Genomic DNA, 18,393 nt, shown 5'->3' on the forward strand with positions numbered 1-18,393 from the left:
ACGCGCCCGGGGGCTGACGGGAGAGCGCCCGCATGCTCGACGAGAACGAGCCCAACGCCGGGGCCAACGGCCCTGACGGGGAGACAACAGAACAGACCCGGGTGACCAGGCGCCGCGGCGCTGCCAAGAGGCCGGCGGGTCCCCCGCCGGAGATCCCGGAGAACGGGCCGTCCGCCCCGGTCACCGTCGTGGCGGCGCAGGCCGCGCCGTCGGTGACGGAGGGGCGGTCGCTGCCCACCGTGGCGGCGCAGCGCGCGGCCGGCGAGCCTGACGAGTCCGTCCTCGCCGCGGCTCCGGTGAGCCCGGCAGAGGAGGCGGCGGCCGTCGCCGTCGAGGAGGCCAAGCCGAAGCGCGCCACGCGGACCCGGTCGGCCGCCACGACGTCCCGCCGACGCAAGAAGACCGCCGAGGAGGCGGAGACCGGCGTCTCCGAGGCCCCGGGGACCGCAGGCGTGCCCGGTGCCTCCGAGGCCCCGGGTGCCCCGGACGCGGCCTCCGGCGTTCCCGGAGTGTCCGAGTCCCAGAAGAGGGCTCCCGAAACGGCGGGCGCGGCTTCCGGGGCCGACGGGACCCTGGAAACGGCCGAGGCGGCACGTGACGGCGCCGGAGCGGCGGCCGTCGCCGCCCCGGGCACGGCGGAGGCGGCCGGGTCGCCGGCCCCCGCCGAGCCGGAGGCGCCCGCCAAGCGGCGGCGGTCCCGTAAGAAGGCGGAGGAGAGCGAGGCCGGGCAGCCCGCCACCGGGACGGAGGGCGCGGTCGCGCCCGCCGCCCCCGACCGGGCCGTGGCCGCGCAGGTGGCCGCCGGGGCGGGAGAGGCCGCGGCCGGGCGCGACGGTTCCGCCGACGAGCAGGAGGAGATCCTGGAGATCCTGCCCGAGGACGAGCCGCTCGACGACGAGCCCGCCGGGGAGGACCTCGACGAGGACGACATCAAGGTCAACCTGCTGGCCGACCCGTTCGGGCTGAGCGCCCGCCGCGGGGGCGACGCCGCGGGCACCGCCTTCCGCCGCCCGGCGGCCATCTTCGCGCCGCTGTTCCAGGCGCCCGACCCGGCGCAGGCGCAGCCCGTACGGCCGGTCGAGCCTGAGCCCGTGGCGGAGGCCGCGGACGAGGCGGACGAGGCGGACGACGAGATCGTCGTGGAGAGCGCCGAGGACGACGCCGACGCCTCCGACGAGCAGGAGGAGCCCGGCGGCCGGCGCCGTCGCCGCAGGCGCGGCGGGCGCGGGCGCGGCAAGGCGCGCGAGCGTGACGAGAACGAGGACGGCGACGAGGGCGACGACCAGGACGAGTCCGACGAGGACGGCGAGGAGGAAGGGCAGGCCGAGGAGTCGCAGGAGGACGAGTCCTCCTCCACCTCGCGCCGCCGCCGTCGCCGCCGCCGTCGCGGCGCCGACGAAGACGCCCCCGAGCCGACGCCCGACGACCCGCCGAACACGGTGGTGCGCATCCGCGCGCCCCGCTCCGGCAGGGCCGCCGCCCACGACACCTCCGCCGACGGCGTGCAGAGCGTGCGCGGCTCCACCCGGCTCGAAGCCAAGAAGCAGCGCCGGCGCGAGGGCCGCGAGCTGGGCCGCAGGCGTCCGCCGATCATCACCGAGTCGGAGTTCCTGGCCCGCCGCGAGTCCGTCGACCGGATGATGGTGGTGCGCCGCCAGGGCGACCGCACGCAGATCGCGGTGCTGGAGGACGGCGTCCTCGTCGAGCACTACGTCAACCGCGAGGCCAGCCAGTCCTACGTCGGCAACGTCTACCTCGGCAAGGTGCAGAACGTGCTGCCGTCGATGGAGGCGGCGTTCGTCGACATCGGCAAGGGCCGCAACGCCGTGCTGTACGCGGGCGAGGTCAACTTCGACACCGCCGGCATGGAGGGGCAGCCCAAGCGGATCGAGTCGGCGCTGAAGTCGGGCCAGTCGGTGCTGGTGCAGGTCACCAAGGACCCGATCGGCCACAAGGGCGCCCGGCTGACCTCGCAGATCAGCCTGCCCGGCCGCTACCTGGTGTACGTCCCGGACGGGTCGATGACCGGCATCAGCCGCAAGCTTCCCGACAAGGAGCGCACCCGGCTCAAGAGCATCCTGAAGAAGGTCATGCCGGAGAACGCCGGGGTGATCGTGCGCACCGCCGCCGAGGGCGCCTCGGAGGAGGAGCTGGCCCGCGACGTGGCCCGCCTGTCGGCGCAGTGGGAGAACATCCAGAAGAAGGCCAAGTCGGCCAGCCCGCCCGAGCTGCTGTCGGCCGAGCCCGACCTGACCATCCGGGTGGTGCGCGACGTCTTCAACGAGGACTTCAGCTCGCTGGTCGTGCAGGGTGGCGATGCCTGGGAGACGGTCGACGAGTACGTCAAGTACGTCGCCCCGCACCTGACCGAGCGGCTGACGAAGTGGGACGGCGACCAGGGCGACGTGTTCGCGTCGTACCGGATCGACGAGCAGCTCGGCAAGGCCATGGAGCGCAAGGTGTGGCTGCCGAGCGGCGGCTCGCTGGTGATCGACCGGACCGAGGCGATGACGGTCGTCGACGTCAACACCGGCAAGTTCACCGGCCAGGGCGGCAACCTGGAGGAGACCGTCACCCGCAACAACCTGGAGGCGGCCGAGGAGATCGTGCGCCAGCTCCGGTTGCGCGACATCGGCGGCATCATCGTCATCGACTTCATCGACATGGTGCTGGAGTCCAACCGCGACCTGGTGCTGCGGCGCATGCTGGAGTGCCTGGCCCGCGACCGGACCAAGCACCAGGTGGCCGAGGTGACCTCCCTGGGGCTGGTGCAGATGACCCGCAAGCGGGTCGGTCAGGGCCTGCTGGAGGCGTTCTCGACGCCGTGCGAGTGCTGCAACGGGCGCGGCCTGATCGTCTCCACCGAGCCGGTCGAGGGCAAGCCGGAGCCGCGCGGCACGCAGGGCAAGATGGCGGTCGAGAAGGCCGTCACCGACAAGGTCTCCGCCGCGAAGGACGCGACGAACCGTGATACGGTGACCGGTGCGCTCGACGACGTCCCGCAGGAGGACGACCAGGCCGGCCAATCTTCCGGCAGGGGGCGGCGACGCTCCCGCCGAGCCAAGTCCGCCGAGTGACCGCTCGGCGGGCGATCCGATGAATCGTCCGGTTCGCCAGGGGCACGGATCATCCGGTACCCTTGTGGATCGGTGCGTCAGGTGGCGTGCCCTGTTGGCGCGCCCCTCGGTTCGTCGGGTTCGGATGAGCCGGATGTCGGGCGCAGCATTCGGAGTCAGTGGTCGTCCCCTCGGGGCGGCCGGTGCATCGACAACAGCTAGTCAGTAGAAGGGTTCCGCGGTGTACGCGATCGTTCGTTGCGGCGGCAGGCAGCAGAAGGTCTCCGTCGGTGACGTCCTCGAGGTGGACAAGGTCGCCGGCGAGGTCGGCTCTTCGGTTTCGCTGCCGACGGTGCTCGTCGTCAACGACGGCGATGTGACCACGGAGGCGGGCCGGTTCACGGTCAGCGCCGAGATCCTCGGTGAGACCAAGGGTCCCAAGATCCGCATTCTCAAGTACAAGAACAAGACCGGTTACAAGAAGCGCCAGGGTCACCGTCAGCGGTACACCCAGGTGAAGATCACCGGTATCGACCAGGCCTGATCGGGAGTTTGAGAGATGGCACACAAGAAGGGCGCGTCGTCCACCCGCAACGGCCGCGACTCCAACGCCCAGCGCCTGGGCGTCAAGCGCTTCGGCGGCCAGCTGGTCAACGCCGGCGAGATCATCGTCCGTCAGCGCGGCACCCACTTCCACCCCGGTGACAACGTGGGCCGGGGCGGCGACGACACGCTGTTCGCGCTGACCGCCGGTCACGTGCAGTTCGGCACCAAGCGCGGCCGCCGCGCCGTGAGCATCGTCCCCGTCGCGGAGTAAATCTCCGGCGAAACGGGTTGTGACAAGGGGTGGATCGCCTGCCGATCCACCCCTTGTCCGTTGTACGAGACCTTCCCGCCGCTGGACGGCCGTGGCGGGAGGGCGGTCCGCGAGGGCCGGAGTTCGATGAAGTGCCCGTGAGCGGGCCTGTGGAGGAGAAGAGCTGAATGCCGGACTTCGTGGACCAGGTGATCCTGCATGTCAGGGCCGGTGACGGGGGGAACGGCTGCGCCTCCATCCACCGGGAGAAGTTCAAGCCGCTCGGCGGCCCCGACGGGGGCAACGGCGGGCGCGGCGGCGACGTGATCCTCGAAGTGGATCCCAACACCGCCACCCTGCTCGACTACCATCGCCGCCCGCACCGCAAGGCCGACAACGGCAAGCAGGGGCAGGGCTCCAACCGCGACGGCGCCAACGGGGCGGACGTGGTGCTGCCCGTGCCGAACGGCACCGTGGTCAAGGACGCCGCGACGGGCGAGGTGCTCATCGACCTCATCGGCGCCGGCACCCGCTACGTGATCGCCGCCGGCGGGCACGGCGGGCTCGGCAACGCGGCGCTGGCCAGCACCAGGCGCAAGGCGCCGGGGTTCGCGCTGCTCGGTGAGCCGGGCGACGCGCTGGACGTGATGCTGGAGCTGAAGAGCGTCGCCGACGTGGCGCTGGTCGGCTTCCCCAGCGCCGGCAAGTCGTCGCTGATCGCCGCGCTCAGCGCGGCCAAGCCGAAGATCGCCGACTATCCGTTCACCACGCTCATCCCCAACCTGGGCGTGGTCACCGCGGGCGACACCGTGTTCACCGTGGCCGACGTGCCCGGTCTGATCCCCGGCGCGTCCGAGGGCAAGGGGCTCGGCCACGAGTTCCTGCGCCACGTCGAGCGGTGCGACATGCTCGTGCACGTCATCGACTGCGCCACGATGGAGCCGGGCCGCGACCCCGTCACCGACTACGAGGTGATCGAGGCGGAGCTGCACGCCTACGGCAAGCTGGAGGGCCGCCCGCGCATGGTCGTGCTCAACAAGGCCGACGTGCCCGACGCCCGCGACCTGGCCGACCTCGTACGCCCCGACTTCGAGGAGCGCGGGCTGCAGGTGTTCACCGTGTCGGCGGCGACCCACGAGGGGCTGCGCGAGCTCACGTACGCGATGGGCGAGTGGGTGGCGGCCGCCCGCGCCGCCAAGCCCGTCGAGGAGCCGACCAGGCTCGTCATCAGGCCCAGGCAGTTCGGCGAGGCCGGGTTCAAGGTCCGCAGGGTCAACGACGACCTGTTCCAGGTGACGGGCGAGAAGCCCGAGCGGTGGATCAGGCAGACCGACTTCACCAACGACGAGGCCGTCGGCTACCTGGCCGACCGGCTGGAGCGGCTCGGCGTGGAGGAAGAGCTCGCCAAGGCCGGCGCCAAGGCCGGGGCCGAGGTGGTGATCGGGCCGATGGAGGGCGGCTACGTCTTCGACTGGCAGCCGACGCTCAACGCCGAGGCGGTCCGTCAGGGGCCGCGCGGCACCGACAGCCGTCTCGGATGAACCGTTCCGCGGGCTCGGATAGGGTTTGGACGTGCGGGAACAGATCTGCTCAGCGTCGAAGGTCGTCGTCAAGGTGGGCTCGTCGTCGCTGACGACGCCGCAGGGCACGATCGACGTGGACCGGGTCGACGCGCTCGTGGACGTGCTCGCCGCGCGCCGCCGGGGCGGCACCCAGATCGTGCTGGTGTCCTCGGGCGCCATCGCGGCGGGCCTGGGCCCGCTGGGGCTGCCCGCCAGGCCGCGCGACCTGGCCACGCAGCAGGCGGCGGCCTCCGTCGGGCAGGGCGTGCTGGTCGCCCGCTACACCTCCTCCTTCGCCCGCTACGGGCTGCGCGTCGGCCAGGTCCTGCTGACCGCCGACGACATGATGCGGCGCACCCACCACGTCAACGCCCAGCGCACCCTCGACCGGCTGCTGGAGCTGGGCATCGTGCCCATCGTCAACGAGAACGACACCGTCGCCACCGACGAGATCCGCTTCGGCGACAACGACCGGCTGGCCGCGCTGGTCAGCCACCTCATCCGGGCCGACGCGCTCATCCTGCTGTCGGACGTGGACGCGCTCTACGACGGCCCGCCCAGCAGTCCGGGGGCGCGCCGGCTCGCCGAGATCCGCGGGCCGGAGGACCTGGTCGGCGTCCAGCTCGGCAGGGGCGGCGCGGTCGGCACCGGCGGCATGATCACGAAGGTCCAGGCGGCCAGGATCGCCACCGGCGCGGGGGTGCCGGTCGTGTTGACCGCCGCCGCCCACGCCGCGCACGCGCTGGCCGGGGACGACGTCGGCACCTTCTTCCACCCCCAGGGCCGCCATCCCGGCACCCGCCTGCTGTGGCTGGCCCACGCCACCACCGGGCGCGGCCGGCTCCACCTGGACGCCGGCGCCGTCGAGGCCGTCGTCACCCGGCGCAAGTCGCTGCTCCCCGCCGGGGTGACGTCCGTCGAGGGCGAGTTCGCCGCGGGCGACCCCGTCGACCTGTGCGGACCGCGCGGCCGGGTGGTGGCGCGCGGGCTGGTCAACTTCGACGCGGGGGAGATCCCCGACCTGCTCGGGCGCTCGACCCGTGAGCTGGCCAGCGAGCTCGGCCCGGAGTACGAACGCGAACTGATCCACCGTGACGACATCGTCATACTGGAGTCCCACACCTGATCCGCGACGAGGAGCACGTGATGTCCGAAGAGTTCCTGAAGGTCGCCCACGCGGCGCGAGAGGCCGCCGCCGAGCTGGCCCCCCTGCCGCGGGCGCCGAAGGATCGGGCCCTGCGCGCCGTCGCCGACGCCCTGGTCGCCCACGCCGCCGAGATCGTCGAGGCCAACGCCCAGGACGTCGAGCAGGCCAGGACGCGGGGCACCGCCGACGCCATGATCGACCGGCTGCGCCTGGACGCCGGGCGGGTGGCCGCCATCGCCGAGGCGGTGCGCCAGGTCGCCGACCTGCCCGACCCGGTGGGCGAGGTGGTGCGCGGCTCCACCCTGCCCAACGGGCTGGAGCTGCGCCAGCTCAGGGTGCCGCTCGGCGTCATCGGCATCATCTACGAGGGCCGGCCCAACGTCACCGTCGACGCCGCCGCGCTCTGCCTCAAGAGCGGCAACGCGGTGCTGCTGCGCGGCTCCTCCAGCGCCTACCACTCCAACACCGCCCTGGTGCGGGTGATGCAGGAGGCGCTGGCCGCCACCGAGGTGCCGTCCGGGGCCGTGCAGCTCGTGCCGGGACTCACCCGCGACTCGGTCAAGGAGCTGATGCGCGCCCGCGGGCTGGTCGACGTGCTCATCCCGCGCGGGGGCGCGTCGCTGATCAACTCCGTGGTGGAGGAGTCCACGGTGCCGGTCATCGAGACCGGGGTGGGCAACTGCCACGTGTACGTCGACGCGGACGCCGACCTCGGCCTGGCCGTGGAGATCCTGGTCAACGCCAAGGCGCAGCGGCCGTCGGTGTGCAACGCGGCGGAGACGTTCCTGGTGCACGCCGACGCGGCCGACGCGTTCGTGCCCAGGGCGCTGGAGGCGCTGCGGGCGGCCGGGGTGACCGTCCACGGCGACGAGCGGGTGGCCCGTTACGGCGAGGTGGTGCCCGCGACCGAGGACGACTTCACCGCCGAGTACCTCTCGCTCGACATCGCCGCGGCGGTCGTCGACTCGCTGGAGGACGCCGTGGCCCACATCCGGCGCTACGGGTCCGGCCACACCGACGCCATCGTGACCCGGTCCCAGCGGGCGGCCCGGCGGTTCGTGGCGCTGGTCGACTCGGCGGCGGTGGCGGTCAACGCCTCCACCCGCTTCACCGACGGCGGCGAGTTCGGGTTCGGCGCGGAGATCGGCATCTCCACGCAGAAGCTGCACGCGCGCGGCCCGATGGGCCTGCCCGAGCTGACCTCCACCAAGTGGGTCTACACCGGCGAGGGCCACCTGCGCACCGCCGAGGGCACGGTCATCGCCGGGTCAGGATAGTGACGGGATCGGGTCGCGGGCGGCGTGTCGGCCGCCCGGGCCCGTCGTGGGCCGCCTTGACTGGCGCTCATGGAGATCGTGATCGCACTCGCGTTCGTGGCCGGCGTGCTGTTCGGCGCCGACCGGCTGATGCTCTGGCTGGAGCGCCGCGGCCACGTCAACTGGCGCAGGAAGGGACGCAAGCACCTGCGTCACCACTCCCGGGCGGAGCTCGACCAGCTGCTGTCGTGAACACACCATCCGGATAATTGTTCGGCGTGCCTCAGGCGTCGACAGGGGTCACAGCGCTAGGGTTGTGTCCCTTATGGGCGCGCCGAGCGGGGAGGGACGGTGAGCAAGCTCGGCAAGGTCGGGCCGTACACCTTGCTCGAGCGGCTCGGCCGGGGCGGTATGGGCGAGGTCTACCTCGCCAGCGCCCGCCGTGGCGACCGCGTCGCGGTCAAGGTCCTGCACGACCTGACCGAGGACGACTCCGCCCGCGTCCGGCTCGAACGCGAGGTGCGGGCCCTGCGCCGGGTGGAGAGCCCGTACGTGGCGCGGGTGCTCGACGCCGACCTGTCCTGTGACCGCCCCTACCTGGTCATGGAGCACATCGAGGGCGCCACCCTGCTGGAACGGGTCCGCCAGGACGGCGCGCTCGACCTGGCGGAGCTGGTGATGCTCGCCCAGGGCATCGCCGTCGCGCTGTCCATCATCCACGCCGCCGGGGTGGTGCACCGCGACCTCAAGCCGGGCAACATCATCATGGGCGCCGCCGGGCCGGTGCTCATCGACTTCGGCATCGCCCAGGTGCACGACGCCACCCGCCTCACCATGACCGGCACCTTCCTCGGCACCCCCGGCTACACCGCCCCCGAGATCTTCGCCGACGAGCAGGTGGACTCACCGGCCGACGTGCACGCCTGGGCGGCGACAGTGGCGTTCGCGGCGACCGGGCGGCCCGCCTTCGGGCGGGGGACCGCCGAGGCGCAGATGTACGCGGTGCTCAACGGGCAGGCCGACCTCAAGGGCGTGCCGGTGGAGCTGCTGCCGCTGGTGCGGGCCGCGCTGCACCGGGAGCCGGGCAAGCGGCCCACGGCGGCGCTGCTCGCGGACCGGCTGGCGCGGCTGGCCAAGGCGAACGGGTTCGGCGACCCTGACGGCGGTGAGCCGGTCGACGACGCGCGCGCCGACGGCGGCGTTTCCGCGCCCCGTGGCCGCGCCTCCGAGCCGGGGCGCGGCCGGGCGGGCGACACGCCGCCGCCGCGCTCCCGCGCCGCCGAGGGGGCGCGTGGGCGCGCCGGAGAGGTGCCCGCGCCGCGCGGGCGGCCGGGTGACGGTGCCCCGGCTCGGTCCCGTACGGGTGAGGGAGTGGCGTCGCGGGGTGAGGGTGCGCGCGGGCGGTCGAATGACGGCGTGCCGCCGCGGTCCCGTACGGGTGAGGGGGTGGCGTCGCGGGGTGAGGGTGTGCGCGGGCGGCCGGGTGACAGTGTGCCGCCGCGGTCCCGTACCGGAGAGGGGGCGGTGTCGCGGGGTGAGGGTGTGCGCGGGCGGCCGGGTGACAGTGTGCCGCCGCGGTCCCGTACGGCTGAGCCCGCGTCGCGGGGTGAGGGCGCGCGGGGACGCGCCGGAGAGGTGCCCGCGCCGCGCGGACGGGCGGGAGACGAGGCGACGGGCCGCGCGCGGGGCGAAGGGACGGCAGGGCGCGGGCGCGGCGACGTCGCGGCGGCGGCCGGGACCGGCGGCCCCGCCGGGCGGGGCAGCACCGGACGCGGAAGGGCCGCGGAAAGCGCGGCAGGGCGCGGGCGCGGTGAGGGCGCGGTGCGCGGGAGAGTCGCGGAAGGGGCGGCAGGGCGCGGGCGCGGTGAGGGGGCGGTGCGGGCCAGGGCGCAGACCGCGGCGCGGGTCCGCACCAGGGCGGCCGGCGCGGCCAGGACCGCCAAGGGCGCCGCGAGCAGGGCCGACGGGGCGACCACGCTGCCGGCGGGCAACACGGCGCTGCTGCTGCTCGCCGTCCTGGCGGTGCCGTGCGTGGTGGCGTCGGTGATGTGGCCGATCGCGTCCATCGTCATCACGGCCGCGTTGGTGGTGCTGACCAGGGCGCTGTGGATGAGCCACTACCTGGTCCGCAACCGCGCGGAAGGGTGGCTGCGGGCCGTGGTGCGGACGGTCACGTTCCCGTTCGCGCTGACCGGGGCGCTGGTGAGCGCCGCCGTCTGGCCGGGGGCGCCCGTCGTCGTCGCGGCCGGTGGCGCGCTGTGGCTCACCGGCGGTGATCAGATCGACACCGCGACCTGGTGGCAGCAGCCCGCTCCGGTCACCGCCGCCGCCGTGGTGTTCGGCATGCTGTGCGGTGGTATCACCGGGCGCGAGATCGAGCGGGTCGGCGCCCGGCTGCCCGACCTGCGCAGGGAAGGGCTGCGCGCACTGGCCGTGCTGGGCGGGTTCGTCGCCCTGTGCGCGGCTGCCGTGCGCGCGATCGCCCTGCTGCTGTGACGGTCAGCCGTCGCGGCGCGCGAACCGGTTGAAGATCCGCTCGCCGGCGTTGACCGCGCCCTCGGCCACGTCGCGCAGCACGCCGATGAACGGGTCCTGGGACTCCGACCAGGACCGGCGGTAGGACTCGGCGGCGGCCCTGACCTCCTCGCTGACGCGGGCGTTGGCGTCGTCCTCGCGGCGGGGGTAGTCGCCGCCGATGATGCGGTCGTACTCGCCGCTGCGCTGCCACTTGTCGAGCTCGGCGACGCGCACCACGGCGAACGGGTGGGTGGTGCCGAGCAGGTTGAGCACCTTGAGGAAGCCGTCGCGCAGGTCGCCCGCCGTGTCGTACTCGGCGTACTGCGCCAGGAACGCCTCGATGTTCATCTCGTGCGTGTAGTCGCCGCCGGCGAGCTTCATCAGCGCGCGCTTGGCCGCCTCCGGGTTCTGTCCGGTGAGCAGGCCGCCGCGGTCGGAGGAGAGCTCCGACTTGCGGTACCACTCCTCCAGGCCGGCCACGATCGCGCGCAGGCCGATGTAGCCGAGCGGGATCCAGGCGACGCGGGCCGCCAGCCGGGTGAGGATGTCGAGCATGGTGCGGTAGACGGCGTGGCCCGACAGGATGTGGGACGTCTCGTGGCCGATGACGAAGCGCTGCTCCTCCTCGTTCATGAGGTTGAGCAGGCCGGTGGTGACGACGATGAACGGGTCGTCGAAGCCGATGGCCTTGGCCTGGACCTGCGGGTCCTGCTGGACGTAGATCTCCGGGATGCGGTGCAGGTCGAGGACGTAGGCGGCGTCGCGGCCCATGTCGTAGAGGGAGCGGAACTGGGTCTCGCTCACGCGCACGGCCGAGGCGAGGTACATGAGCCGCAGGCGCCGCTCGCTGACTAGGCCGGACATCTGCTTGAGAACCGTGTCGAACCCGCTCAACTTGCGCAGAGCGACCAGGGCCGACCGGTCTGCGGGGTGTTCGTAGGCACGGGACGAGATGCCGGGTAGTTGGACGCGGCTGCGGTCCGGGGTGGTCGTCATGCCCGGCATGCTACGTCCGCAACGGGGGCGGTGCGCGGTCATCGTGCGGGGGGTCGCGCGGGGGGTGCCGTGATGTCGGGCGAGGGCTGCCGCGTAAGGTCCGTTTCATGATGAACGCGCCTGGTATGCAGGGGAAGCGACGCGTGGGAGTCATGGGCGGGACCTTCGACCCGATCCACCACGGTCACCTGGTCGCGGCCAGTGAGGTGGCCCACCATTTCGAGCTGGACGAGGTCGTGTTCGTGCCCACGGGACGGCCGTACCAGAAGTCCGAGCGCGAGGTGTCCGCGGCCGAGGACCGCTATCTGATGACCGTCATCGCGACCGCGTCCAATCCGCGCTTCTCCGTCAGCAGGGTCGACATCGACCGCCCCGGGCCGACCTTCACCATCGACACCCTGCGCGACATCTCCCAGATATACGGGCCGCAGGTGGATCTGTACTTCATCACCGGCGCCGACGCGCTCGGCGCGATCCTCGGCTGGCAGAACGCCGACGAGCTGTTCCAGCTCGCCCACTTCGTCGGATGCACCCGGCCGGGCCACCACCTGCACGACCCCGGGCTTCCCGAGGGCCGGGTGACGTTGCTGGAGATCCCGGCGCTGGCCATCTCGTCGTCGGAGTGCAGGCAGCGGGTGGCCAAGGGGGAACCCATCTGGTATCTGGTGCCCGACGGGATCGTCCAGTACATCAACAAGCGTGACCTCTACCGTGCCCACGACTGAAGTGATCGCGCCACCCGTGGGGCAGGACGGCCGCAACGGGTACCCTCCATATAGGGCATGTTGCCGACACAGGAGGACCGACCCGCACCGTGACAGCATCTGACACAGCCGTCCAGCTCGTGCGCCTCGCCGCCGAAGCCGCCGCCGACAAGCTGGCCGACGACATCCTCGCCTACGACGTCAGCGAGCAGCTCGTCATCACCGACGCCTTCCTGCTCTGCTCCGCCAACAACGACCGCCAGGTCCGCGCCATCGTCGACGAGATCGAGGACAGGCTGCGCACCCACGCCGACGCCAAGCCGGTGCGCCGTGAGGGGGAGCGCGAGGGCCGCTGGGTCCTCCTCGACTACATGGACATCGTGGTGCACGTCCAGCACGAGGAAGACCGCACCTTCTACGCCCTGGAGCGGCTGTGGAAGGACTGCCCGGCCATCCCCCTGCCGGAGAGCGTCATGCAGGCCAACATCCAAAGGGCGCGCAGTTGAGCAAGCGCATCGTCTGCCTCCGGCACGGGCAGACCCTCTGGAACGTCGAACACCGCTTCCAGGGTCACTCCGACATCCCTCTCGACGAGACCGGTGTCGCGCAGGCGACCAGGGCGGCGTCCCTGCTCGCCGCGCTGCGGCCCACCCTCCTCGTGTCCTCCGACCTCCAGCGGGCCCACGACACCGCCCTGGCCCTCGGCCGCGTCGCCGGGCTCGACGTCGTGGTCGACAAGGACTTCCGCGAACGCGGCGGCGGCGAGTGGGAGGGCCTGACCCGCGAGGAGATCGCCGAACGCTGGCCGCGCGAGTACGTCGCCTGGGAGGCCCCGGGCGGCGAGGCCGTGACCGACGTCGCCGCCCGGGTCGCCGCCGCCATGCGCCGCTGGGCGGCCAGGCTCGACGACGACGGGCTGCTGGTCGTGGCCTCCCACGGCGCGGCGCTGCGGCTCGGCATCTGCGAGCTGCTCGGCCTGCCGCAGGAGCTGTGGTCCGCGCTCGGCGGCCTGGGCAACTGCTCGTGGTCGGTGCTCCAGGAGGGCCGTTCGGGATGGCGGCTGCTGGAGCACAACGCCGGCACCCTCCCCGAGCCCATCAGCAGCGACGACAGCCCCGACGCCGAGGGGCGCCGGCCCGCGTGAACGGCCGCTCGCCTCACGCGAGCGGCCCTCCCCCCGTCGCCCCGCCGTGATTAGGCGAATGGCGGAGATGGCTATATGCTCTCCGAGGCCCGCCTGCGAGCGGCGACCAGGGGCTATGGCGCAGTTGGTAGCGCGCTTCCATGGCATGGAAGAGGTCTGGGGTTCGAATCCCCATAGCTCCACCCTCACCCGCACCCTCGGAGGGCGGCACCGGCCGCCCTCCCGCTCCACCGCTCAGTGCCCGAAGACGAAGCCCTCGGCGCGGAGCCTGGCCGAGCTCACCGGCACCGTCGGCGTCCTGATCTCGCCGCGGAAGGTCAGCGGCGGCCACCCTCCGGCGGCGCAGATCTCGCCGAACACCTCCGCGTTCGTCCGGGGCGCCTCGCCGTCGGGGACGGCGTTGTAGATCCCGGTGAGCTCCCGGCTGACCACGAAGTCGAGGGCGGCGGCCGCGTCCCGGTAGTCGATCCGGTAGAGCAGCGCGTCGGCGGAGAAGGGGACGCTCCCGCCCAGCACCTCGTGGGCCAGCTTCACCCGGGCCGGGTAGTCCATGTCGCGCGGATGCCCGTACACGTCGGGGATGCGCACGACCGCGCCGCCGGCGGTGGCGAGCACGGCGGTCTCCGCCTCGGCGAAGTTGCGCGGCGAGGCGTCCGGGTCGTCGGTCACGGGCGTGTCCTCGTCCACCACGTCGCCCGTGCCCGCGCCGTACACGGACACCGAGCTGGTGAAGACCACCCGGGGGTGCGCCGCGGCGGCGGTGCGGGCGCTGGCGGTCAGCGTGTCCGCGTACTCGGCGACCCGCTGGGCCGCGTCGAACGAACGGTTCAGGCGCGGGCTCACGGTCAGGACGACGGCGTCGGCGCCCTCGGTCACCCGCTCCACCGCCGCTCGGTCGCTGCCCCGCAGGACCGCCACCTCCGAGCAGACCTCCCCGAGCTCCTCCACCCGACCGGTCGTGGTGGTGGTCCCGGTCACCTGATGGCCCGCGGCGGTCCAGCGGCGGGCCAGCTCCGTGCCGACGTTGCCGCAGCCGATGATCACATAACGCACGTCACGACCTCCTAGGGAAACGCTGTTTCACTTTGCCCCATGAGCCGCCCCGGCCGCTACCGCCGAGCGGGATCCGCGCCGCCCGGTTCGGCGAACGGCGCGCGGTCGCGGCCGCCGGGTGGTACGCCGGAGAGGAGAGGCGTCAGCGCGGCCCGATGGGAGGAACATGGACGGTCGGCTCGAAGAGGCGCGGTTGCACCAGGTCGTGGACGGGGTGTTCGCGTGGGTGCAGCCGGACGGGACCTGGTGGGTCAACAACGCCGGCGCCGTCGCCGGTGACGGGGCGGTGTTCGTGGTCGACACGTGCGCGACCGAGCAGCGGACCCGGCGGTTCCTCGGGGCGCTGGACGAGGCCACCGGGGCCGCGCCGGTGCGGACGGCGGTCAACACCCATCAGCACGGCGACCACGCGTACGGCAACAGCCTGCTTCCCGAGAGCGCCGTCCTGTTCGGGCACGAGGCGATGCGGGAGGCGCTGCTGGCCGACATCGCCATCGACGGCTGCCCGCCGTTCTGGACGCCGGTGCCCGACTGGGGGAATGTCACCCGGCGGGTCCCGGACGTGGCCATCCGCGGCGAGGTGACCGTGTACGCCGGCGGGCGGCGGGTCGAGCTGCGCCATCCCGGCCACCCGGCCCACACGCCTGGCGACGTGGTGGCGTGGCTGCCGGAGGAACGGGTGCTGTTCACCGGCGACCTGGTCTTCAACGGGCTGACGCCGCTGGTCATGATGGGGTCCGTACGAGGTGCGCTGGAGTCGCTGGACTGGCTGGCGGCGTTCGGGGCCGAGCACGTGGTGCCGGGGCACGGGCCGCTGGCCGACGCGGCGTCGCTGCCGGGGATCCTGGCGGCGCACGAACGCTACTACCGGTTCGTGCTCGACGTCGCGCGGGAGGGACGCGCGAGCGGGCTCACGCCCCTGGCGGCGGCCCAGGAGGCCGACCTCGGCGAGTTCGCCGGGTGGGACGACGCCGAGCGGCTGGTGCTCAACCTGCACCGGGAGTACGCGGAGGCCGATGGGGGAGAGGTGGACCTGCTCGCCGCCTTCGCCGACGCGATGACGTACAACGGCGGGCCGCTGCCGACCCGGGTCTGACAGGCGGCCCGGACGCCGGGGCCGGGTGCGAGGTCACCCGGCGGTCCCACCGCGATAGCGGCGGACGACCAGCTCGGCGGTGGCGGCGACCCGCTCGCGCAGCTCCGCGGGAGAGAGCACCTCGGCGTCCGCGCCCAGCCGGAGGAACTCGGGAACCGCGTGCCCGATCGACTCGATGGGCAGCGTCACCGTGGTCCAGCCCTCCTCGTCGGGCGGTCCGGCCGTCTGCTTCGCCGCCGCCACCACGCCGGGGGTCATCAGGTCGCGCAGGCGTTCCAGACCGGCGGGCGACAGCCGGACCACCGCCTCGCCCCACCGCAGCCGGGCCTCGAACTCCGCCAGGTAGTCCCGCCAGTGAGCGGCCAGGTCGAAGCCCTCAGGCCGGGCGATCCGGCCCGGCAGCGGATGCAGCTCCAGGATCTGCGACACCCGGTACGTGCGCACGTCCGCGCCGCAGCGGGCCACCAGGTACCAGCGCCCGGCCTTGACCACCAGCCCGTACGGCTCCAGGCGGCGCTCCACCTCCCGTGGCGCCCGCCAGCGGCGGTAGCGGACCTGCAGCGGGTGCTCGTTCCACACCGCCTCGGCCACCGCCGGCAGGTGGGTGAGCGGCTCGGAGTCCCGGTACCAGGCCGGGGCGTCGAGCAGGAACCGCTCCTGGATCCGGCCGGCCCGGTCGCGCAGCTCCACCGGCAGCGCCGCCATCAGCTTGAGCTGGGCGGCCGCAACCACCGCGCCCAGCCCCAGCTCGGCCGCCGGGCCCGGCAGCCCGGCCAGGAACAGCGACTCGGCCTCGTCGGCGGTCAGCCCGGTCAGCCTGGTGCGGTAGCCGTCGAGCAGGCGGTAGCCGCCGCTCGGGCCGGCGTCGCCGTAGAGCGGGATGCCCGCGGCGTGCAGCGACTCCACGTCGCGGTAGATCGTACGGACCGACACCTCCAGCCGGTCGGCCAGCTCTTTGGCCGTCATCCGGCCCCGGGTCTGCAGGAGCAGCAGGATCGAGACGAGGCGGGAGGCGCGCACGTCACTGACACTACATGTCAGTGACCCGCCCGTACGGTCGGCGCATGAACGACTTCGACTTCCTCATCGGCACCTGGGACGTGGCCAACCGCCGTCTCGTCAAGCGGCTGGCCGGCAGCGACGACTGGGACGAGTTCCCCGGCAGGTCGGTCTGCACCCGCCACTTCGGCGGCGGCGCGAACGTCGACGAGATCAGCTTCCCGACCCGCGGCTTCAGCGGGCTGACGGTGCGCGTGTACGACCCGGCCACGCGGCTGTGGTCCATCTACTGGGCCGACAGCCGCACCGGCACGCTCGGCCTGCCTCCGATGGTGGGCGGCTTCGACGGGGACCGGGGCGAGTTCTACGCCGACGACGCGCACGAAGGGACGCCGGTGCGCTGCCGGTTCCTGTGGACCGTGCTCGGTGCGGACGCGTGCCGGTGGGAGCAGGCGTTCTCCGTCGACGGCGAGCGGACCTGGGAGACCAACTGGACGATGGACTTCACCCGGGCCTAGGAGCTCGCCGTGAGCAGCACCGCCACGGCCACCGCCACCACCAGCAGCAGGAGCCCGCCCACCACGTACAGCCACCGCCAGCCCGGCCTGGCCGCCCGGCTGGGCTCGTACGAGACGTCCGGCAGCAGGTCGGGCGTGTAGTCCAGGCGTTGCGTCCGGTCGCTGTCCTGGGACGGCGCGGTCTTCCCGGACGGGGTCGCGTTCCCCGGGTCCGGTGGCGTGTCGCGGCGTCGCGGCGGCGGGGCGGGGGCGTCCCGGCGATGCCTGATCGTTCTGTCGTGGTCGGGGCGGCCGGGCTGATCTGGGTTCATGGGTCCCTCGAACCAACGGCGATGGGAAGTCTCTCCAAGATTGTCACATTCGGCGGCTTTGTCCCGTCCGTTCGCCATGACATCAGTAGTGGTTACGGGAGCGAGCGGACGGCTCGGCCGGGCGGTGACGGCCCGGCTGGCGGCCGAGGGATACGAGGTACGGGCGCTCAGCCGTACCCGCAGGGCGGACGCCGGCGGGGTGCGGTGGGCCGTCGCGGACCTGGCCACGGGGCGGGGCGTGGCCGAGGCGGTGGCCGGCGCGGACGCGATCGTCCACCTGGCGTCGGCGCCCTACCGGGGCCGCTACACGCGCCGGGTGGAGCTGGACGGGACCGGCGCGCTGCTGGCGGGGGCCCGCGCGACGGGGACCGGGCAGCTGATCTACCTCTCGATCGTGGGCGCGGACCGGGTGCCGTGGGGCTACTACCGGACCAAGCTGGCGGCCGAGCGGCTCGTCCGGGACGGCGGGGTGCCGTGGACGACGCTGCGGGTGACGCAGTTCCACGAGTTCGCGGCGGAGATCCTCGCCGGGATGGCCCGCCTGGGCGCGGTGGTGGCCGACCCGGGGATTCCCGCCCAGCCGGTGGACGTGCGGGACGTGGCCGGGCACCTGGCGTCGCTGATCCGGCGGGGGCCGTCAGGTGAGGTCGAGGAGTACGGCGGGCCGGAGGTGCTGACCATGGCGGAGGCGGCCCGGCTGTGGCTGGACTCCCGGCGCTCGCGCCGGCCGCTGCTGCGGATGCGCGTGCCGGGCAGGCTGGGGCGGGCCTTCCGGGCTGGGCACCTGACCACGTCCGCCAGGCCCGCAGGGGAGATCACCTGGCAGGACTATCTGGCGGGTCAGGACGAAGGGTCTCCCCGATAGGGGTGCGGCTGCTGCCAGGCGGGCGCGGCGGGCTGCCGGGCCATCCCGGGGCGGTGGGCGACCACGGCCCAGATCAGCAGGCTGAGGCCGGTCAGCGTCAGCACGAACGACAGCAGCGTCAGCACCGCCATGACGCCGGCCGCCCCGGGCAGGCCGAGGCTCTGCACGATCACGTTGAGGAACAGCGCCTGGCCGAGTTGCAGCAGCCCCTGCAACAGGAGGGCGACGCAGCCGAGCAGGCCGAGCGTCGCGGCGCGGCCGTGGACGCGCCGGCCCATGGCCGTGAGCGCGATGCCGACCACGGGAACCGCGCACAGCGTGACGGCGAGAGCGATGTTGAGGAGGTTCCAGGAGGGGTCCAAGCCGCGATCTC

General features: G+C 73.3%; 19 protein-coding genes and 1 tRNA gene. 15 read left to right on the top strand and 5 right to left on the bottom strand.

From position 1 onward, the window contains the following. The first annotated feature begins 32 nt into the window (after positions 1 to 32). The 8 genes from ACQEUU_RS35250 (at position 33) to ACQEUU_RS35285 (ending at position 10,313) form a co-directional block, all read left to right on the top strand. On the top strand, positions 33 to 3,077 hold the full coding sequence (locus tag ACQEUU_RS35250) for an Rne/Rng family ribonuclease (RefSeq protein ID WP_433074559.1): 3,045 nt from the start codon (positions 33 to 35) through the stop codon (positions 3,075 to 3,077). 220 nt (positions 3,078 to 3,297) lie between these two features. Further along, on the top strand, positions 3,298 to 3,600 hold the full coding sequence (gene rplU, locus ACQEUU_RS35255) for a 50S ribosomal protein L21 (protein WP_270159450.1): 303 nt from the start codon (positions 3,298 to 3,300) through the stop codon (positions 3,598 to 3,600). A 15-nt stretch (positions 3,601 to 3,615) separates the two neighbouring features. Next, the gene (gene rpmA / locus ACQEUU_RS35260; RefSeq protein WP_068925700.1) at positions 3,616 to 3,873 is read left to right on the top strand and encodes a 50S ribosomal protein L27; all 258 of its coding nucleotides are present in this window, start codon (positions 3,616 to 3,618) and stop codon (positions 3,871 to 3,873) included. A 167-nt stretch (positions 3,874 to 4,040) separates the two neighbouring features. Then, positions 4,041 to 5,393 (top strand): GTPase ObgE, encoded by a 1,353-nt coding sequence (gene obgE / locus ACQEUU_RS35265; protein ID WP_433074563.1) that lies wholly within the window; start codon positions 4,041 to 4,043, stop codon positions 5,391 to 5,393. 31 nt (positions 5,394 to 5,424) lie between these two features. Further along, entirely contained in the window at positions 5,425 to 6,540 is a 1,116-nt protein-coding gene (proB, locus tag ACQEUU_RS35270; RefSeq protein WP_433074566.1) for a glutamate 5-kinase, read from the top strand. 20 nt (positions 6,541 to 6,560) lie between these two features. Next, the gene (locus ACQEUU_RS35275) at positions 6,561 to 7,838 is read left to right on the top strand and encodes a glutamate-5-semialdehyde dehydrogenase (protein ID WP_433074569.1); all 1,278 of its coding nucleotides are present in this window, start codon (positions 6,561 to 6,563) and stop codon (positions 7,836 to 7,838) included. A 69-nt stretch (positions 7,839 to 7,907) separates the two neighbouring features. Next, complete coding sequence (locus ACQEUU_RS35280) at positions 7,908 to 8,069, top strand: hypothetical protein (protein ID WP_433074572.1); 162 nt, start codon at positions 7,908 to 7,910, stop codon at positions 8,067 to 8,069. A 99-nt stretch (positions 8,070 to 8,168) separates the two neighbouring features. Continuing rightward, positions 8,169 to 10,313, top strand: coding sequence for a protein kinase domain-containing protein (locus ACQEUU_RS35285; protein ID WP_433074575.1), 2,145 nt, complete (start codon positions 8,169 to 8,171; stop codon positions 10,311 to 10,313). Positions 10,314 to 10,316: 3 nt separating this feature from the next. Here ACQEUU_RS35285 and ACQEUU_RS35290 read toward each other — a convergent pair whose 3' ends face one another. Next, positions 10,317 to 11,330: a M48 family metallopeptidase gene (locus ACQEUU_RS35290; RefSeq protein WP_433074578.1), complete on the bottom strand. Its 1,014-nt coding sequence runs from the start codon at positions 11,328 to 11,330 to the stop codon at positions 10,317 to 10,319. A gap of 107 nt (positions 11,331 to 11,437) precedes the next feature. Here ACQEUU_RS35290 and nadD point away from each other — a divergent pair, with 107 nt between their 5' ends. The 4 genes from nadD to ACQEUU_RS35310 all read left to right on the top strand — a co-directional run bounded on the left by nadD (position 11,438) and on the right by ACQEUU_RS35310 (position 13,360). Then, positions 11,438 to 12,055: a nicotinate-nucleotide adenylyltransferase gene (gene nadD / locus ACQEUU_RS35295; RefSeq protein WP_433074581.1), complete on the top strand. Its 618-nt coding sequence runs from the start codon at positions 11,438 to 11,440 to the stop codon at positions 12,053 to 12,055. An 89-nt stretch (positions 12,056 to 12,144) separates the two neighbouring features. Continuing rightward, positions 12,145 to 12,540, top strand: coding sequence for a ribosome silencing factor (rsfS, locus tag ACQEUU_RS35300; RefSeq protein ID WP_433074584.1), 396 nt, complete (start codon positions 12,145 to 12,147; stop codon positions 12,538 to 12,540). Beyond that, complete coding sequence (locus ACQEUU_RS35305; protein WP_433074587.1) at positions 12,537 to 13,178, top strand: histidine phosphatase family protein; 642 nt, start codon at positions 12,537 to 12,539, stop codon at positions 13,176 to 13,178. Before rsfS ends, ACQEUU_RS35305 begins: the two co-directional genes overlap by 4 nt. A 109-nt stretch (positions 13,179 to 13,287) precedes the next feature. Next, positions 13,288 to 13,360, top strand: a tRNA-Ala gene (locus ACQEUU_RS35310). 52 nt (positions 13,361 to 13,412) lie between these two features. On the opposite strand, the gene ACQEUU_RS35315 is transcribed toward ACQEUU_RS35310, so the two are convergent. Beyond that, positions 13,413 to 14,231 (bottom strand): NAD-dependent epimerase/dehydratase family protein, encoded by an 819-nt coding sequence (locus tag ACQEUU_RS35315; protein ID WP_433074590.1) that lies wholly within the window; start codon positions 14,229 to 14,231, stop codon positions 13,413 to 13,415. Positions 14,232 to 14,397: 166 nt separating this feature from the next. Between ACQEUU_RS35315 and ACQEUU_RS35320 the strand changes: the two genes are divergently transcribed. Next, entirely contained in the window at positions 14,398 to 15,327 is a 930-nt protein-coding gene (locus ACQEUU_RS35320; protein ID WP_433074593.1) for an MBL fold metallo-hydrolase, read from the top strand. Positions 15,328 to 15,360: 33 nt separating this feature from the next. Here the strand turns inward: ACQEUU_RS35320 and ACQEUU_RS35325 are convergent, their stop codons facing one another. Continuing rightward, positions 15,361 to 16,347 (bottom strand): helix-turn-helix transcriptional regulator, encoded by a 987-nt coding sequence (locus ACQEUU_RS35325; protein ID WP_433074596.1) that lies wholly within the window; start codon positions 16,345 to 16,347, stop codon positions 15,361 to 15,363. Between the two features lie 44 nt (positions 16,348 to 16,391). On the opposite strand from ACQEUU_RS35325, the gene ACQEUU_RS35330 reads away from it, so the two are divergent. Further along, complete coding sequence (locus ACQEUU_RS35330; protein WP_433074599.1) at positions 16,392 to 16,844, top strand: hypothetical protein; 453 nt, start codon at positions 16,392 to 16,394, stop codon at positions 16,842 to 16,844. Here ACQEUU_RS35330 and ACQEUU_RS35335 read toward each other — a convergent pair. Continuing rightward, complete coding sequence (locus ACQEUU_RS35335; protein ID WP_433074601.1) at positions 16,841 to 17,155, bottom strand: hypothetical protein; 315 nt, start codon at positions 17,153 to 17,155, stop codon at positions 16,841 to 16,843. The two genes, ACQEUU_RS35330 and ACQEUU_RS35335, sit on opposite strands and share 4 nt — an antisense overlap. Before the next feature lie 76 nt (positions 17,156 to 17,231). On the opposite strand from ACQEUU_RS35335, the gene ACQEUU_RS35340 reads away from it, so the two are divergent. Next, a complete protein-coding gene (locus tag ACQEUU_RS35340) occupies positions 17,232 to 18,020 on the top strand; it encodes an SDR family oxidoreductase (protein ID WP_433074604.1) in 789 nt (262 codons plus the stop codon). On the opposite strand, the gene ACQEUU_RS35345 is transcribed toward ACQEUU_RS35340, so the two are convergent. Next, complete coding sequence (locus ACQEUU_RS35345; protein WP_433074607.1) at positions 17,996 to 18,382, bottom strand: hypothetical protein; 387 nt, start codon at positions 18,380 to 18,382, stop codon at positions 17,996 to 17,998. The genes ACQEUU_RS35340 and ACQEUU_RS35345 overlap by 25 nt on opposite strands. Positions 18,383 to 18,393: the final 11 nt, after the last annotated feature.

The organism is Nonomuraea sp. CA-218870 (genome assembly GCF_050936535.1).
In the GTDB taxonomy this organism is placed as follows: Bacteria; Actinomycetota; Actinomycetes; order Streptosporangiales; family Streptosporangiaceae; genus Nonomuraea; species Nonomuraea corallina.

Coding starts and splice junctions, on each gene's coding strand:
- ACQEUU_RS35340 (WP_433074604.1), top strand. CDS start 17,232: ATGACATCAGTAGTGGTTACGGGAGCGAGCGGACGGCTCGGCCGGGCG.
- ACQEUU_RS35335 (WP_433074601.1), bottom strand. CDS start 17,155: ATGAACCCAGATCAGCCCGGCCGCCCCGACCACGACAGAACGATCAGG.
- rpmA (WP_068925700.1), top strand. CDS start 3,616: ATGGCACACAAGAAGGGCGCGTCGTCCACCCGCAACGGCCGCGACTCC.
- ACQEUU_RS35250 (WP_433074559.1), top strand. CDS start 33: ATGCTCGACGAGAACGAGCCCAACGCCGGGGCCAACGGCCCTGACGGG.
- ACQEUU_RS35330 (WP_433074599.1), top strand. CDS start 16,392: ATGAACGACTTCGACTTCCTCATCGGCACCTGGGACGTGGCCAACCGC.
- ACQEUU_RS35280 (WP_433074572.1), top strand. CDS start 7,908: ATGGAGATCGTGATCGCACTCGCGTTCGTGGCCGGCGTGCTGTTCGGC.
- obgE (WP_433074563.1), top strand. CDS start 4,041: ATGCCGGACTTCGTGGACCAGGTGATCCTGCATGTCAGGGCCGGTGAC.
- nadD (WP_433074581.1), top strand. CDS start 11,438: ATGATGAACGCGCCTGGTATGCAGGGGAAGCGACGCGTGGGAGTCATG.
- ACQEUU_RS35275 (WP_433074569.1), top strand. CDS start 6,561: ATGTCCGAAGAGTTCCTGAAGGTCGCCCACGCGGCGCGAGAGGCCGCC.
- ACQEUU_RS35320 (WP_433074593.1), top strand. CDS start 14,398: ATGGACGGTCGGCTCGAAGAGGCGCGGTTGCACCAGGTCGTGGACGGG.
- ACQEUU_RS35290 (WP_433074578.1), bottom strand. CDS start 11,330: ATGACGACCACCCCGGACCGCAGCCGCGTCCAACTACCCGGCATCTCG.